We start from the raw sequence: 14509 nt of genomic DNA on the forward strand, positions 1-14509 counted from the left end.
GGGCTCAGGCGAAAACACGCTTCGGGCGAAACTCGCCCTGGCCGATCTCGCCGATCGCGATCAGCCTGCCACGGGCGGTCGCATAGGCTTCGCTTTCGGCAACCGGCGCATCGCGGCCTCGCACCAGGATGGGGTTGCCCATCTTCAGCCGGTGCGCCTGGTCGTCATTGATGACGAGATGGGGCAGGGCCGATAGCGCTTCGCAGGTGTTGATCAGCAGCGCGTCGAGCGCCGCCAGCCGCTCGTCCATATCCTCGATCGCCTCCAGTGCGACGAGATTTGCGAGCGGCACCATGGCCTCTTCCGCGAACGGCGCAACGAAGGTGCGCCGCAGCCCGGACACATGGCCGTAGCAGCCGAGCTCGCGCCCGAAATCGCGCGCCAGCGCCCTGACATAGGTGCCCTTGCCGCATTCCACTTCGAAATGCGCGCTATTGGCGTCCGGGCAGGCGAGCAGGGTCAGCCGGAAGATATCGACCTCACGCGAGGGGATTTCGACGGTTTCGCCTTCGCGCGCCAGATCATAGGCGCGTTCACCGGATATCTTGATAGCGGAAAACTGCGGCGGCACCTGGCTGATGGTGCCGATATATCCGGGCAGGATATCGCGGATCTGCTGCTCGCTCGGGCGTTTGTCCGAACTCTCAGTCACCTCGCCCTCGAGATCGTCGGTCGCGCGCTCCTCGCCCCAGCTCACGGTGAATTCATAGATCTTGCGGCCATCCATCACATAGGGAACGGTCTTCGTCGCGTCGCCGAGCGCGATCGGCAGCATGCCGGAGGCGAGCGGATCGAGCGTGCCGGCATGACCGGCCTTCTGCGCCTTGTAGAGCCACTTGATCTTGGAAACGGCTTCCGTCGAGCCGAAATCCACCGGCTTGTCGAGGATCAGCCAGCCGGAAATCGGCCGGCCCTTGGGTTTGCGTGGTTTGGACATGCGTCTCTTCTGTTTATCGTTCGTCATTATCGCCGTCGAGGTCGCGGCTCACCTCGGGCGAACGCAGCAGCTCGTCGATCTTCTTGTAGTTGTCGAAGCTGGTATCGTCGCGGAAGCGCACCTCCGGCATGTATTTCATCTGCCGAAGCTGCGGCCCGAGCCGGCCGCGGATGAACCTTGCATGACGATTCAACGCCTCGATGACGATGCTGTGGTCGGAAACACCGAGCGGTGTCACATAGGCGGTGGCGATCTTGAGATCCGGCGACATGCGCACTTCCGAGATCGAGATCACGGTCGCCTCGATGACGTCGTCACGCACTTCGCCGCGCTGCAGCACCTGAGTGATAGCGGCGCGAACCTGTTCGCCAATGCGCAGCATGCGCTGCGAAGGCGCGGAAGAAGTTGGTCTGGTCATTGTTATCTCTATTTGCCGATGCGGCTGGGAATCGAACCCGTCAAAGGAGAGCGTCCATGACTCTTTTGGCCAAAAAGGTCAAGTCGGCAGATGCCCGAAAGCCATCCGCCGGCTGGCGGATGGCTTTCGGAAAAGTTCAGGCGCAGCTGTTTAGAGCGTGCGCGTGATATGCTCGACGCGGAAGCACTCGATGACGTCGCCGGCGCGCATGTCTTCGTAGTTTTCGAAGGCCATGCCGCATTCCTGACCCATCGGCACTTCGGACACCTCGTCCTTGAAGCGCTTGAGCGTCTTGAGCTTGCCTTCGTGAACGACGACGTCGTTGCGGATGAGGCGGACGCCCGCACCACGTTCGACCTTGCCTTCGACGACACGGCAGCCTGCGACCTTGCCGACCTTGGTGATGTTGAACACCTCGAGAATCTCGGCATTGCCGATGAAGGTTTCGCGCCGCTCCGGAGACAGGAGGCCCGACATCGCTGCCTTCACGTCATCCACCAGGTCGTAGATGATGTTGTAGTAGCGGATTTCGATGCCTTCGCGCTCGGCGAACTGGCGTGCCTGCGTATTCGCACGAACGTTGAAGCCGATAATGGCCGCGTTCGAGGCTTCGGCGAGCGAGATATCCGACTCGGTGATGCCGCCGGCGCCCGAATGGACGATGCGGGCGCGGACTTCGTCGGTGCCGAGCTTCTCCAGCGCGCCGGCAATCGCTTCGATCGAGCCCTGCACGTCACCCTTGATGACCAGCGGGAACTCCTTGATGCCGACGCTCTGGCGCTGCATCATCATCTGTTCCAGCGAACCGCGCTGTCCCGACTGGCGGGCAGCCGCCTTGTCGCGGGCCAGACGCTGACGATATTCCGAGATTTCGCGGGCGCGGCTTTCGCTTTCGACGACGGCGAACTTGTCGCCGGCCTGCGGCGTGCCGGAAAGACCGAGAACCTCGACCGGCGTTGCCGGACCGGCTTCCTTCACATGGTCGCCCTTGTCGGTGACGAGAGCGCGCACGCGGCCCCAGACGTCGCCGGCGACGATGATCTGGCCCGGACGCAGCGTGCCCTTCTGGACGAGCACGGTCGCGACCGAACCACGGCCACGATCGAGCTGGGCTTCGATAACCGTTCCTTCCGCGGTCCGGTTCGCATTGGCCTTCAGATCGAGAATTTCCGCCTGCAGCAGGATCGCCTCGAGCAGCTTGTCGAGGTTCTTGCCGGTCTTGGCCGAAACCTCGACGTCAAGCACTTCACCGCCCATGGATTCCACGAAGACTTCGTGCTGCAGCAACTGGTTACGGACCTTCTGCGGATCAGCCTCGTGCTTGTCGACCTTGTTGATCGCCACGATGATCGGAACACCGGCCGCCTTGGCGTGGTTGATCGATTCGATCGTCTGCGGCATCACGCTGTCGTCGGCTGCGACGACTAGGATCGCGATATCGGTCGCCTGCGCACCGCGGGCACGCATTGCCGTGAAGGCGGCGTGGCCGGGCGTATCGATGAAGGTGATCTTCTGACCGTTCTGCTCCACCTGATAGGCGCCGATATGCTGGGTGATGCCACCGGCTTCGCCGGAGACCACGTTGGCATGGCGGATGGCGTCGAGCAGCGAGGTCTTGCCGTGGTCGACATGGCCCATGATGGTAACGACCGGCGGGCGCGAAACCAGTTCGCCATCATCGTCGGAGACGTTGAAGATCCCGAGTTCGACGTCGGATTCAGACACGCGCCTGACCGTATGGCCGAATTCGCCGGCGATGAGTTCGGCAAGGTCGGCGTCGATGACGTCGCCCGGCTTCATCATCTGGCCTTCCTTCATCAGGTACTTGATGACGTCGACGGCGCGTTCGGACATGCGCTGCGACAGTTCCTGAATGGTGATGGTCTCGGGCAGAACCACCTCGCGGGAGATCTTCTCGCGGGTTTCCTGCATCTGACCGCGGCGGAACTTCTCCTGCCGACGGCGCATCGCCGAGAGCGAACGGCCGCGGGCATTGTCCTCGCCGTCCACATTGGCAGTGGTGATCGTCAACTTGCCGCGACGACGCTCTTCATCGGTCTTCGGACGCGTGGTGACCGGCTTTGCGGGTTCCGGGCGAACGACGCGGCCACGGACCGGACCGCCGCGCGCTGCGCCACGATCGTCGTCTTCCTTTTCCTCGCGACGGCCGCGAACGGCGCCGGGGACGGCAGCGCCTGGTGCCGGACGGGCAGCAGGTGCTCCAGCCGCATCGGACCGGCGCGCGGCAGGTGCCGGCGATGCGGGCTGCGGCGGCCGTGGCGCGTCGGAGCGTGCTTCGGTCGGAGCCGGTTCTGCGACTGCGGGTTCTGCGACAGCGGGTGCCTCAGCCTGCCGGATAGCCTCTTCAGCGGCCCTGCGGGCAGCTTCTTCCGCTTCGGCGGCCTTGCGGATCACCTCTTCGGCGGCACGGCGCTTTTCTTCCTCGGCGCGGCGGATCGCATCCTGGGCGTCACGCGCCTGGGAGTCGGCAAGCGCGCGGCGCCGGGCGTCCATCTCTTCCGGCGACAGATGGTTCAGCACCACCGGGCGCGGACGATCGTTCTGGCGCGGCGGCTGGTGAGACTGCTGCGGCGGACGCTGGTTCGTCTGGTTGTTGTTGCCCTGCTGAACCCGCGGTGCCGGCGTCGGCTGCTGCGGACGCGCCTGCACGGGTGCGGGTGCCGGTTCGGCGGCGCGGACGGGGGCCGCCGGAGCGACGGGTGTGATCGGCTTTTCATCTTCCGGGCGCATCGGGCGCCGCTTACGGGTCTCGACGACGACCGCCTTGGTGCGACCTCGACCCATATCCTGGCGAACGGTGCCCTGGCTCATCCCCGATGGTTTCAGGGTGAGTGTCTTTTTGCCCGCTACGCTGATTGTCTTGTCGTCGTTACTATCGGTCATTCGTTCCCGTTCCTTCGGACAGGGAGCGATGACTAGATCAGACCCTGTCGTTCAATACTGTCGATCAATGAGCATGGGACCGGCCGATGCCGGTGACCGCCTCATTGTTTTTGCCGGCCAGCGCCGCCCGCTGCCCGGGACTGACCGCCAATACGGTACTGTTCGAGCATCTTTGCGCGCTTCACTACACCTTCACCCGCCTGCCCTGCAAGCACTGCGGCATGGATAAAAGCATTCTGGCCCATCAGGCCTTCCATTTCGCTCTCCGAGAAGAGACGGAAGGAAGGTATCTCCTCCTCGGTCTCCATTCCGAGGTGCCAGGCCTTGCGGGCCTGGTCGATTTTCCGGACGCCGTCGTCCGCTGCGCCAGTCGCGTGGAACACCGCAAGGGCTGCTCCGCTTCTCACCGCCGCATCCACTTTCGAGGAGCCGCTGACAAACTGGCCGGCTTTCCGCGCCATGTTCATCATCTGCATCAATTGCGCCGCGAGCAGCCGATCGACACTCGCGCCGAGATCGTCCGCCGCCTTTACATCCGTCTTCAGCGCGCGGGCGAAGAGCTTCTTCGCCACTGCCCTGTCGACCAGCGACCGGTCGATCTTCACCCAGCATCCGCGTCCCGGAAGCTCGCGCTTCAGATCGGCGACAACTGTTCCATCGGGAGCGGCGACGAAGCGGATCAGCTCTTCAGGCGATCCGCTTTCGCGCGTCACGATGCACATGCGTCTGTTCACGTCATAACCTGCAAGATCGTCGTCCTCGAGAGGAGCGTCCGGTTCATGCGCGGTCATCATGCTTCTTGTTCGGCTTCGGTGACCTCTTCCTCGGTCCCCTTATCCAGGTCCTCTTGCGTGATCCAGCCAGCCGAAAGGCGGGCCTGGACGATCATCTGTTCTGCTTCGACGCGCGACACGTCGAACTTCGAGAACAGACCCTCGAACTTCTTCGTTTCGCCGTTCTTGCGCTCCGTCCAGCCGACGAGATCGTCGGCAGCACAACCGGCAAAGTCCTCGATCGTCTTGATGCCGTCTTCGCCGAGCGCCACCATCATCTGGGCGGTCATACCGTTGATTTCACGCAGTTCGTCCTGAACACCGAGCGCCTTGCGCTTCTCGTCCATCTCGGCTTCGAGACGCTCGAGGAATTCGCGGGCGCGCTGCTGGATTTCCTGCGCGGTCTCCTCGTCGAAACCGTCGATCGAAGAGATTTCGTCGAGATCGACATAAGCCAGTTCTTCAACCGCGGCAAAACCTTCCGAAGCCAGAACCTGGCCGACCATCTCGTCGACATCGAGCGAATCCATGAACAGGTTGGTGCGCTCGTTGAATTCCTTCTGGCGGCGTTCCGATTCCTCGGCTTCCGTCATGATGTCGATATCCCAGCCGGTCAGCTGCGAGGCGAGGCGGACGTTCTGGCCGCGACGGCCGATCGCAAGCGACAGCTGCTCGTCGGGAACGACGACTTCGATACGCTCGGCATCCTCATCGAGAACGACCTTGGCGACTTCGGCCGGCTGCAGGGCGTTGACGACGAAAGTCGCCGGGTCCTGCGACCATGGAATGATGTCGATCTTCTCGCCCTGGAGCTCGCCGACGACGGCCTGAACGCGCGAGCCGCGCATACCGACGCAGGCTCCGACCGGATCGATCGAGCTGTCGTTCGAGATCACCGCAATCTTCGCGCGCGAACCCGGATCGCGGGCGACCGACTTCACCTGGATGATGCCGTCGTAAATCTCCGGCACTTCCATGGTGAAGAGCTTCACCATGAACTGCGGATGCGTGCGCGACAGGAAGATCTGCGGACCGCGCTGCTCGCGACGGACATCATAGACATAGGCACGGACGCGGTCGCCATAGCGGACGTTTTCGCGCGGGATCATTTCGTCGCGGCGGATGATGCCTTCGCCACGGCCGAGATCGACGATGACGTTGCCGTATTCGACGCGCTTGACTGTACCGTTGACGATTTCGCCGACGCGATCCTTGAATTCGTCGAACTGGCGGTCGCGCTCGGCTTCACGCACTTTCTGCACGATCACCTGCTTGGCCGACTGTGCGGCGATGCGGCCGAAATCCATCGGCGGCAGCGGATCGGCGATGAAGTCGCCGAGTGCGGCATCCGGGTTGCGGTCGCGGGCAAGCTCCAGCGGGATCTGCGTCGAATAATCCTCGGCCTTCTCGACGACTTCAAGCAGGCGCTGCAGACGGATTTCGCCGGTCTTCGGATTGATGTCGGCCCGGATGTTGGACTCGGTGCCGTAACGGGAGCGTGCCGCCTTCTGGATGGCATCGGCCATTGCGGCCAGCACGATCTCGCGGTCGATGACTTTTTCGCGCGCCACTGCATCTGCGATCTGCAGAAGTTCGAGCCGGTTCGCACTGACTGCCATTGTCTTGTTTCTCCGTCTTTACTCGCCGGGTTCCCGTCCCTAGAGCGGTCTGTTGATCGGTTATTCTTCGTCTTCTGCTTCGTTCTGGTTGGCGGCCTGGGCTTTCGCCAGCTTGTCGGCGCGCAACGCATCGCGGATCAGGTCGTCGGTCAGAATGAGCTTCGCATCGCTAAGCGCCGTGAAGGGAATGGTGACCTTCTGCTCTTCCCCATAGGCAACCTGGTCACGCTCGAGCGTGAAACCATCTGCGCCTGCTTCGACGATCTTGCCGCGGAAGCGCTTGCGATTGTCGATCAAGATCGACGTCTCGCATTTCACAAGGTGGCCCTGCCAGCGGACGAAATCGGATTTCCGCACCATCGGACGGTCGATGCCGGGCGAAGACACTTCCAGATGATACTCTTTATCGATCGGATCTTCCACATCGAGGACGGGAGAAATCGCCATCGAGACTTCTTCGCAATCCTGAACCGACATCGTGCCGTCGTTGCGTTCGGCCATAACCTGCATCGTCGCGCCGTTCTGGTTCAGCATACGGACGCGGATAAGCCTAAAGCCGATGCCGACGAGAACGGGTTCGATGATATCGGCAAGACGCTGGTCGAGCCCGGTTTCGGTAATCAGCCGCGGCTCAAGTTCGTTGTCTGCGTTTGTCATGTCCGACAAGCGGTGCGCTCCTCGCAATTTCATGCTGTTTAAGCGATCGCGGTAATAAAAAAGAGCGGGTCCTTGCGGCCCACTCTTCATCAAGCGATCAAGAATTTGAGAGGCATATAGTCGGGTTTTTCCGAAATTGCAAGGTCTGCGACCGATTCGGCCAATTCCCTTCCGGCGACGCGAACAGGCCTATGGCCAGCGCCGGTCTTGCGCATATATTGCCGTTGGCGCGCAATAACAAAAGCGGGAGAAATCGTGGCCTACACTTCGTCGACATTGGCGCCTTTGCGGCACGATACCTACCGCACCATCTGGTTTGCGAGCCTTTCTTCGAATTTCGGCGGCCTGATCCAGGCGGTCGGCGCCGCCTGGATGATGACGACGATCACCGCCTCGGAGGATATGGTCGCACTGGTGCAGACCTCGACGGCGCTGCCGATCATGCTGTTTTCGCTGATATCGGGGGCTCTGGCCGACAATTATGACCGCCGCCGGGTCATGCTGACGGCGCAGTGCATGATGCTCACGGTCTCGGCGCTGCTGACGGCCTCCGCCCTTCTCGGCTGGATTACGCCCTGGCTGCTGCTCTTCTTCACCTTCCTGATCGGCTGCGGCACCGCTCTCAACAATCCCTCCTGGCAGGCCTCGGTCGGCGACATGGTGCCGCGCGCCGATCTGCCGGCCGCGGTCACGCTGAACAGCATGGGTTTCAACATCACCCGCAGCGTGGGGCCGGCAATCGGCGGCGTCATCGTGGCGGCTGCCGGCGCGGCCGCCGCCTTCGCGGTCAACACGTTGAGTTACTTCGCCTTGATCTATGCCCTGCTGCGCTGGCGGCCAGCCGCGCCCGTCTCGACCCTGCCGCGCGAGGCGCTCGGCAGCGCCATCTTCGCCGGCCTGCGTTATGTCTCGATGTCGCCCAATCTAGAAAAGGTCCTCGTCAGAGGGCTGCTCTTCGGCATCGGCGCCAGCTCGATCCTGGCGCTGCTGCCGGTCGTTGCCCTCGATCTCGTTGCCGGCGGGCCGCTGACCTATGGTTTCATGCTCGGCGCCTTCGGCATCGGCGCGATCGGCGGCGCGGTGCTGAATGCGAGGCTTCGCCAAGTGCTTTCCAGCGAGATGATCATCCGCCTCTCCTTTGCCGGCTTTGCACTGAGTGCTGTTATCGCCGCCTTCAGCCCGAGTGCCGTCCTCACCTCTGCCGGGCTGCTCGTCTCCGGCGCCTGCTGGGTCTCCGCACTTTCGCTCTTCAACACCATCGTCCAGCTTTCGACACCGCGCTGGGTGGTCGGCCGTGCGCTGTCGCTTTATCAGACCGTCACCTTCGGCGGCATCGCCGGCGGCAGCTGGCTGTGGGGCGTCGCCGCCGATCGCTATGGCGTTGCCGATGCGCTGCTGATGTCATCCGTCGTCATGCTGCTCGGCATCGCCATCGGCTTGCGTTTTTCGATGCCGGCCTTCGCCTCGCTCAATCTCGACCCGCTGAACCGCTTCACCGAGCCGGCCCTCAGTCTCGACATCACGCCGCGCAGCGGGCCGATCGTCATCCAGGTCGATTACGAGATTGCCGATGAGGACCTTGCCGAGTTCATGGAATTGATGGGCGAGCGCCGCCGCATCCGCATCCGCGACGGCGCCCGCAACTGGGCGCTGATGCGTGATCTCGAAAATCCCAGCCTCTGGACGGAAACCTACCATACGCCGACCTGGGTCGAATATATAAGACACAACCAGCGGCGCACGCAGGCCGATGCCGAAAACACCGACAGGCTTCGTGCGCTTCACCGCGGCGAAGGTCCGCTGCATGTCCACCGCATGATCGAACGCCAGGCCATTCCACCGGGTGACGACGTCTTCCACAAGGCGCCGATCGATTTGCATCATTGAGACCAGCTATGCATAGATCAAGCATGTATAGATTCAGGCTCGCCCGCCGGTCCGATCTTGCCGCCATCGTCCGGCTTCTGGCCGATGACGATCTTGGCGGCACCAGGGAGATCGTTTTGGATCCCGTCGACGCGCGTTACCTCTCGGCCTTCGCGGCGATCGAGGCGGATGCCAATCAGCTTCTGGCCGTCGCAACCGACGCGGCCGATCGGGTCGTCGGCTGCCTGCAACTGAGTTTTATTCCCGGCCTTTCGAGGACGGGCATGTGGCGCGGCCAGATCGAAAGCGTGCGTGTCGCAAGCGATCTTCGCGGCTCAGGCCTCGGCTCGCACTTCATCGAATGGGCGATCGCCCAATGCGCCGAGCGTGGCTGCGGCCTCGTGCAGCTGACATCGGACAAGACGCGAGGGGATGCGATCCGCTTCTACGAGAAGCTCGGTTTCGTTGCCAGCCATGAAGGTTTGAAACGCAATCTCTGAAGCCGCCTACTTCAGTTTGCCCTTCATCGTCGCCTCGGGAAAACATGTCGGCTTCATGCCGTTCTTTGCCTGCCACTGGCCGATCGAACGCCGGGTCTTGTAGCCCGGCAGACCGTCGGAACCGCCGACATCGTAGCCCTGCCGTTCCAGCGCCTTCTGCATGGCGGCGATGTCCGAGCGCAGCATCTTGCCGACATCGCCCCATCTGCCCTGGAAGGCGCCGCCATTATAGGCGATGCGGTCGGCGAGATTGCCGATATAGAGCGCGTAGAGATCGGAATTATTATATTCCTTGATGATGTAGAAATTCGGGGTGACGATGAATTCCGGTCCGTCGCGGCCGGCCGGCACCAGCATCAAGCCCTCAGCCTTCATCTCGCCGGAGGGAAACCCTTTGCCGGAGATGCGGTCGATGCCGAGCGAGGCCCAGTGCGACAGCGGCTTTGCCAGATCGGGTCCCTCCTGCGCGCAGGAGACCGCCTCCGGTATCGACACCTCGAAGCCCCAGTCGCGGTCGCGCTGCCAGCCTTTCTTGACCAGGTAATTGGCGATCGAGGCGAGCGTATCGGGCACCGAGGTCCAGATATTGCGGTGACCGTCGCCATCGAAATCCACGGCATATTTTAGATAGCTGGTCGGCATGAATTGCGGCTGGCCGAGTGCGCCCGCCCACGAACCCTTGAAGTTGGCAGGTGTGACGTCGCCGCCGTCGAGAATATGGAGTGCGGCCACCAGCTCGGTGCGGAACATCTCCTTGCGCGTCGACATGAAGGCCTTGGTCGCCAGCACCTCGATCGCCGAATTTGGGATCTTCGCGGCGCCGAAGCCCGTCTCCCGGCCCCAGATGGCAAGCACGATCGAGCCCGGCACGCCATAGGTCTTTTCGATCCGCTTCAGCGTCGAGCCATATTGGGCGGCAAAGCCGCGTCCCGTTGCGGCAAGTTTTTTCAGCTGATCCTCGTTGAAATAGGGAGCGGGCGAGGAAAATTCGGCCTGCGTTTGTTTCTGCTCCTTCGGCGGCGGGAAACCGGGCGGGGCAAGATCGGGCAAGTTCCAGTTCAGCGTGATGCCGGAGAAAGCGGCTTGAAAGACCTTCTCCGAAATGCCGTTCGCCTTCGCCTCCGGCCAGAGGTCGCTCTGCACCCATTTTTCGAACTGCGCCTCGACATCGGCTTTCGAAGTGGCCGCGTAACAGGAGAGGGGCAGGAGAGCTGCCGCCAATGCGAGTGCGAATATCCCCGTGCTCTTCGGCATAGACAAACCCCTCATATCACCGTCCGCGCCCGAAGTGCCGCCGCAAGCGTGCCCTCGTCAAGATAGTCGAGTTCGCCGCCAACCGGCACGCCGTGCGCCAGGCGCGTGATCTTCACGTCGAGCCCCTGCAGCTGGTCGGTGATATAATGCGCCGTCGTCTGTCCCTCGACGGTGGCGTTGACCGCGATGATCAGTTCCCGGATGCCGCCTTCGCCGACCCGGTCGATCAGGCCGCGAATATTGAGATCGTCGGGACCGACCCCGTCGAGCGGCGACAGCGTGCCGCCGAGCACATGATAGGCGGCGTTCATCGCGCCTGCCCGCTCCAGCGCCCAGAGATCCGATACGTCCTCGACGACGATGATGACGGATTGATCGCGTTGCGTGTCGGTGCAGACAATGCAGGGGTCGACCGTATCGACATTGCCGCAGCGCGAGCAGATCTTCACCTTGTCATAGGCCTCGCCCATCGCATTCGACAGCGGGCCGAGAAGCTGGTCCTTCTTCTTGATCAGATGCAGTGCTGCCCGGCGCGCCGAGCGCGGCCCGAGGCCCGGCACCTTTGCCAGAAGCTGGATGAGTTTTTCGATTTCGGGGCCGGTGACTCGTTTTGCCATGCGCCGTTCTTAACTGATATGGAACGGAAACGGAATCGCGGAAGGATTGGCCATCCCATGAAAATCCTGGCGCTGTGCACCGGCAATCCCGAAAGGCTGCCCGGCAAGAGCTACAAGACCGGCATCTTCAAACATGCCGTCAATGGTGCCGTATTGATCGATGCCGAAGGTCTTGTCGGCGATGCCATCTGCAACCGCAAACACCATGGTGGCGTCGACCAGGCGGTCTATGTCGAGGGATCACTGACGCTCGACTGGTGGAGCAGGGAGCTCGGCGGGCCTTATGAGCCTGGCACTTTCGGCGAAAACATGGTGATATCGGATCTCGACAATCGCGACGTCTCTGTCGGCGACCGCTTCGTCGCCGGCGATTTCGTCCTCGAAGTCACGTCATCCCGCATTCCCTGCGCCACCTTCGCCGCCAGGATGGCCGATCCGACATTCGTCAAGCGCTACACCGACGCCGCCCGTCCCGGCATCTATTGCCGCGTCATCAAAGGCGGTGTGGTCGAGGCCGGAATGCCGGTCGACCATCGACTTTTTACGGGAGAGAAGGTGACGATGCCGGAGCTGATGAAAACTTTCGGCCGGCGGCTTTCGGAGGCGGACCGGGCGCGATATCTCGCCTCACCGATCCACCACAAGCTTCGAGCGTTGTTGGAAGCCGGGCGCTGACCACTGGGCATAGGCGGCGTATAGATCAAAACGGCAGCTTGAAGCCGGGCGGGATCGGCAGGCCGGCCGTCAGCGCCTTGGTCTTTTCGGCGGCCAGCGCCTCGGCCTTGTCCTTGGCGTCCTTGTGGGCGGCGACGATCAGGTCCTCGAGGATCTCGACATCGTCTTCCTTGAACAGCGACGGATCGATCTTCAGGCTCTTCAGCTCGCCCTTGCCCGAGATGACGACGGCGACGAGACCGCCGCCCGCCTTGCCTTCGGCCGTGAGCTCGGCGATCTCCGCCTGCATCTGCTCCATCTTGGCCTGCATTTCCTTGACTTTGCCCATCATGCCCATGATGTCGCGCATCGTCTCGCTCCTTCTTGAAACCTAGAATTCTATGTCGTCGCCCGGCAGGATGTCACCTTCCTCGGATTCGGCGGCGGCCGGCGGCGTCACCTCGCCTTCCTCCTCCGGTTCGGGCGCCCGTACGCGCACATCGATGATTTTAGCACCGGGGAAATGCGCAAGGATTGCCGCCACGTCAGGGTCCTGGCGCGCGTCGATCACATGCTGTTCCCGGGTCCTGGCCTCCGCTTCGACAAGCGTCGGCTGGCCCTCGTCGCGGCTGAGGCTGACGATCCAATGGATGCCGGTCCATTCCTTCAGCTTGACGGCAAGCTCGTTGAGCAGCGTCGTCGGCGCACCGGGAGCCAGGCTGACGTCGAGCCGGCCGGCTTCAATCCGGACGGGGCGCAAGAATGTGCGCACCATCGCCTTCAGCTTCGGATCGCGTTTCTCGGTGGCGAGGTGGACAATATCATCGACCGAATTGACCGGGACGAGCGGCTTCAGGGCTTCCGCCGGCTTTGGCTCGATCCGCCCGACAGACATGGTCTCGGGCTGGCTGCTCGGCACGGCTCGCAGCATCGCCACCGGCGCGGAAGGCTGTGGCGGGCTCGGTGCGGTTTCCGCGGCGCGCGCCGCGACACTGTTCTGATAGGAAACCCGTGTCCCGTTGCCGCCGCCATTGCCGGACGGCGGAGCCGCGGGCCGGGGGCCGGCATTGTCGCCGGAAAATTCGGCAAGCCGCCGCGCTGCGTCTTCGGGCGCCGGCAGATGCGCGGCATGGGCAAGCCGGATCAGTACCATCTCGGCGGCCCCTGCCGTCCGCGACGAGCCTTCCGTTTCCGGAATACCCTTGAGCAGCATCTGCCAGATGCGCGACAGCGTCGTCACCGCAACGCCCTTGGCAAATTCCGCCGCCTTGGTGCGTTCGACCTCGCTGAGCGAAGGATCGTTTGCCGCATCCGGCACATATTTCAGCCGCGTCACCAGATGGGTGAAATCGGCAAGGTCGGTCAGCACCACCACCGGATTGGCGCCAGCTTCGTACTGGTTCTGGAACTCGCCGAGTGCGGCGGCCACATCGCCTTTGACGATATGCTGGAAGAGATCGACGATCCGGGCGCGGTCGGCAAGGCCGAGCATGCCGCGCACGGCTTCCGCCTGCACGACGCCTGCGCCATGGGCGATAGCTTGGTCGAGCAACGACAGGCCGTCGCGCGCCGAGCCTTCGGCAGCACGCGCGATCATCGCCAGCGCGTCGGCTTCCGCCTCGATGCCTTCCTTGGCTGCGATTGTCGTGAACAGCCCGACGAGATCGGAGGCGCTGATGCGGCGCAAGTCGAAGCGCTGGCAGCGCGACAGCACGGTGATCGGCACCTTGCGGATTTCGGTGGTGGCGAAGATGAACTTCACATGCTCCGGCGGCTCTTCCAGAGTCTTCAACAGGCCGTTGAAGGCCTGTGTCGACAGCATGTGCACTTCGTCGATGATATAGACCTTGTAGCGCGCCGAAACCGGCCGGTAGCGCACTTGCTCGATGATCTCGCGGATGTCGTCGATACCGGTATGGGAGGCGGCATCCATCTCGATCACGTCGACATGCCGGCCTTCCATGATCGCCTGGCAGTGCTCGCCCGGCGTGCGAAGGTCGATCGTCGGCTTGTCGATTTCCGATGTCTTGTAGTTCAGCGCCCGCGCCAGGATGCGCGCCGTCGTCGTCTTGCCCACGCCGCGCACACCCGTCAGCATGTAGGCTTGCGCGATGCGGCCGGTTTCGAAGGCGTTGGTGAGGGTGCGGACCATCGGCTCCTGGCCGACCATCAAGTCCGTGAAATCCTTGGGGCGGTATTTGCGAGCCAGCACCCGGTATCCGGTGCCCGTCGAGGCGGCATCTTTTGATTGTCGCTCGGTGTCGCTCATCGCCCTGCTTGTCGCCCGGATCGTCGGGCACTTCGTGGAGA

13 protein-coding genes are annotated in these 14509 nt (G+C 62.8%); 3 read left to right on the plus strand and 10 right to left on the minus strand.

Going from position 1 to position 14509, the window contains the following annotated elements; translation table 11 throughout:
• Positions 1–4: 4 nt before the first annotated feature.
• The 6 genes from truB to rimP form a co-directional block, all read right to left on the minus strand.
• Positions 5–937, minus strand: coding sequence for a tRNA pseudouridine(55) synthase TruB (gene truB / locus ELH03_RS22320; protein WP_105007838.1), 933 nt, complete (start codon positions 935–937; stop codon positions 5–7).
• A 13-nt stretch (positions 938–950) separates the two neighbouring features.
• Positions 951–1355, minus strand: a complete 405-nt coding sequence (gene rbfA / locus ELH03_RS22325; RefSeq protein ID WP_027682238.1) for a 30S ribosome-binding factor RbfA — start codon at positions 1353–1355, stop codon at positions 951–953.
• Positions 1356–1505: 150 nt separating this feature from the next.
• Positions 1506–4259 carry a translation initiation factor IF-2 gene (infB, locus tag ELH03_RS22330; RefSeq protein WP_128400251.1) on the minus strand — a complete coding sequence of 918 codons (2754 nt, stop codon included), beginning with the start codon at positions 4257–4259 and terminating at the stop codon, positions 1506–1508.
• A 101-nt stretch (positions 4260–4360) separates the two neighbouring features.
• Positions 4361–5053: an RNA-binding protein gene (locus ELH03_RS22335; RefSeq protein WP_197730004.1), complete on the minus strand. Its 693-nt coding sequence runs from the start codon at positions 5051–5053 to the stop codon at positions 4361–4363.
• A complete protein-coding gene (gene nusA, locus ELH03_RS22340; protein ID WP_018244263.1) occupies positions 5050–6651 on the minus strand; it encodes a transcription termination factor NusA in 1602 nt (533 codons plus the stop codon). The genes ELH03_RS22335 and nusA overlap by 4 nt, the downstream gene beginning before the upstream one ends.
• A 60-nt stretch (positions 6652–6711) precedes the next feature.
• Positions 6712–7317 carry a ribosome maturation factor RimP gene (gene rimP, locus ELH03_RS22345; RefSeq protein ID WP_018244264.1) on the minus strand — a complete coding sequence of 202 codons (606 nt, stop codon included), beginning with the start codon at positions 7315–7317 and terminating at the stop codon, positions 6712–6714.
• A gap of 198 nt (positions 7318–7515) precedes the next feature.
• On the opposite strand from rimP, the gene ELH03_RS22350 reads away from it, so the two are divergent.
• Both ELH03_RS22350 and ELH03_RS22355 read left to right on the plus strand, forming a co-directional pair.
• On the plus strand, positions 7516–9195 hold the full coding sequence (locus tag ELH03_RS22350) for an MFS transporter (RefSeq protein WP_197729777.1): 1680 nt from the start codon (positions 7516–7518) through the stop codon (positions 9193–9195).
• Positions 9196–9218: 23 nt separating this feature from the next.
• Positions 9219–9674: a GNAT family N-acetyltransferase gene (locus ELH03_RS22355; protein ID WP_128400253.1), complete on the plus strand. Its 456-nt coding sequence runs from the start codon at positions 9219–9221 to the stop codon at positions 9672–9674.
• Positions 9675–9680: 6 nt separating this feature from the next.
• On the opposite strand, the gene ELH03_RS22360 is transcribed toward ELH03_RS22355, so the two are convergent.
• Together ELH03_RS22360 and recR are read right to left on the minus strand one after the other, a co-directional pair.
• Positions 9681–10928 (minus strand): lytic murein transglycosylase, encoded by a 1248-nt coding sequence (locus ELH03_RS22360; protein ID WP_128409923.1) that lies wholly within the window; start codon positions 10926–10928, stop codon positions 9681–9683.
• Between the two features lie 11 nt (positions 10929–10939).
• Positions 10940–11545, minus strand: coding sequence for a recombination mediator RecR (recR, locus tag ELH03_RS22365; RefSeq protein ID WP_003555792.1), 606 nt, complete (start codon positions 11543–11545; stop codon positions 10940–10942).
• A 57-nt stretch (positions 11546–11602) separates the two neighbouring features.
• Here recR and ELH03_RS22370 point away from each other — a divergent pair, with 57 nt between their 5' ends.
• Positions 11603–12220, plus strand: coding sequence for an MOSC domain-containing protein (locus tag ELH03_RS22370; RefSeq protein WP_128400255.1), 618 nt, complete (start codon positions 11603–11605; stop codon positions 12218–12220).
• Between the two features lie 25 nt (positions 12221–12245).
• Here the strand turns inward: ELH03_RS22370 and ELH03_RS22375 are convergent, their stop codons facing one another.
• Positions 12246–12569 carry a YbaB/EbfC family nucleoid-associated protein gene (locus ELH03_RS22375; RefSeq protein ID WP_003555794.1) on the minus strand — a complete coding sequence of 108 codons (324 nt, stop codon included), beginning with the start codon at positions 12567–12569 and terminating at the stop codon, positions 12246–12248.
• Between the two features lie 21 nt (positions 12570–12590).
• Entirely contained in the window at positions 12591–14468 is a 1878-nt protein-coding gene (locus ELH03_RS22380; protein WP_128400256.1) for a DNA polymerase III subunit gamma/tau, read from the minus strand.
• Positions 14469–14509 lie beyond the last annotated feature (41 nt).

The organism is Rhizobium beringeri, from assembly GCF_004306515.1.
GTDB lineage: Bacteria > Pseudomonadota > Alphaproteobacteria > Rhizobiales > Rhizobiaceae > Rhizobium > Rhizobium beringeri.

What these genes read in the sequence shown, in the direction of transcription:
- truB (WP_105007838.1), bottom strand. Translation starts at nt 937, where the DNA reads ATGTCCAAACCACGCAAACCCAAGGGCCGGCCGATTTCCGGCTGGCTG.
- rbfA (WP_027682238.1), bottom strand. Translation starts at nt 1,355, where the DNA reads ATGACCAGACCAACTTCTTCCGCGCCTTCGCAGCGCATGCTGCGCATT.
- infB (WP_128400251.1), bottom strand. Translation starts at nt 4,259, where the DNA reads ATGACCGATAGTAACGACGACAAGACAATCAGCGTAGCGGGCAAAAAG.
- ELH03_RS22335 (WP_197730004.1), bottom strand. Translation starts at nt 5,053, where the DNA reads ATGATGACCGCGCATGAACCGGACGCTCCTCTCGAGGACGACGATCTT.
- nusA (WP_018244263.1), bottom strand. Translation starts at nt 6,651, where the DNA reads ATGGCAGTCAGTGCGAACCGGCTCGAACTTCTGCAGATCGCAGATGCA.
- ELH03_RS22355 (WP_128400253.1), top strand. Translation starts at nt 9,219, where the DNA reads ATGTATAGATTCAGGCTCGCCCGCCGGTCCGATCTTGCCGCCATCGTC.
- ELH03_RS22360 (WP_128409923.1), bottom strand. Translation starts at nt 10,928, where the DNA reads ATGCCGAAGAGCACGGGGATATTCGCACTCGCATTGGCGGCAGCTCTC.
- recR (WP_003555792.1), bottom strand. Translation starts at nt 11,545, where the DNA reads ATGGCAAAACGAGTCACCGGCCCCGAAATCGAAAAACTCATCCAGCTT.
- ELH03_RS22370 (WP_128400255.1), top strand. Translation starts at nt 11,603, where the DNA reads ATGAAAATCCTGGCGCTGTGCACCGGCAATCCCGAAAGGCTGCCCGGC.
- ELH03_RS22375 (WP_003555794.1), bottom strand. Translation starts at nt 12,569, where the DNA reads ATGCGCGACATCATGGGCATGATGGGCAAAGTCAAGGAAATGCAGGCC.
- ELH03_RS22380 (WP_128400256.1), bottom strand. Translation starts at nt 14,468, where the DNA reads ATGAGCGACACCGAGCGACAATCAAAAGATGCCGCCTCGACGGGCACC.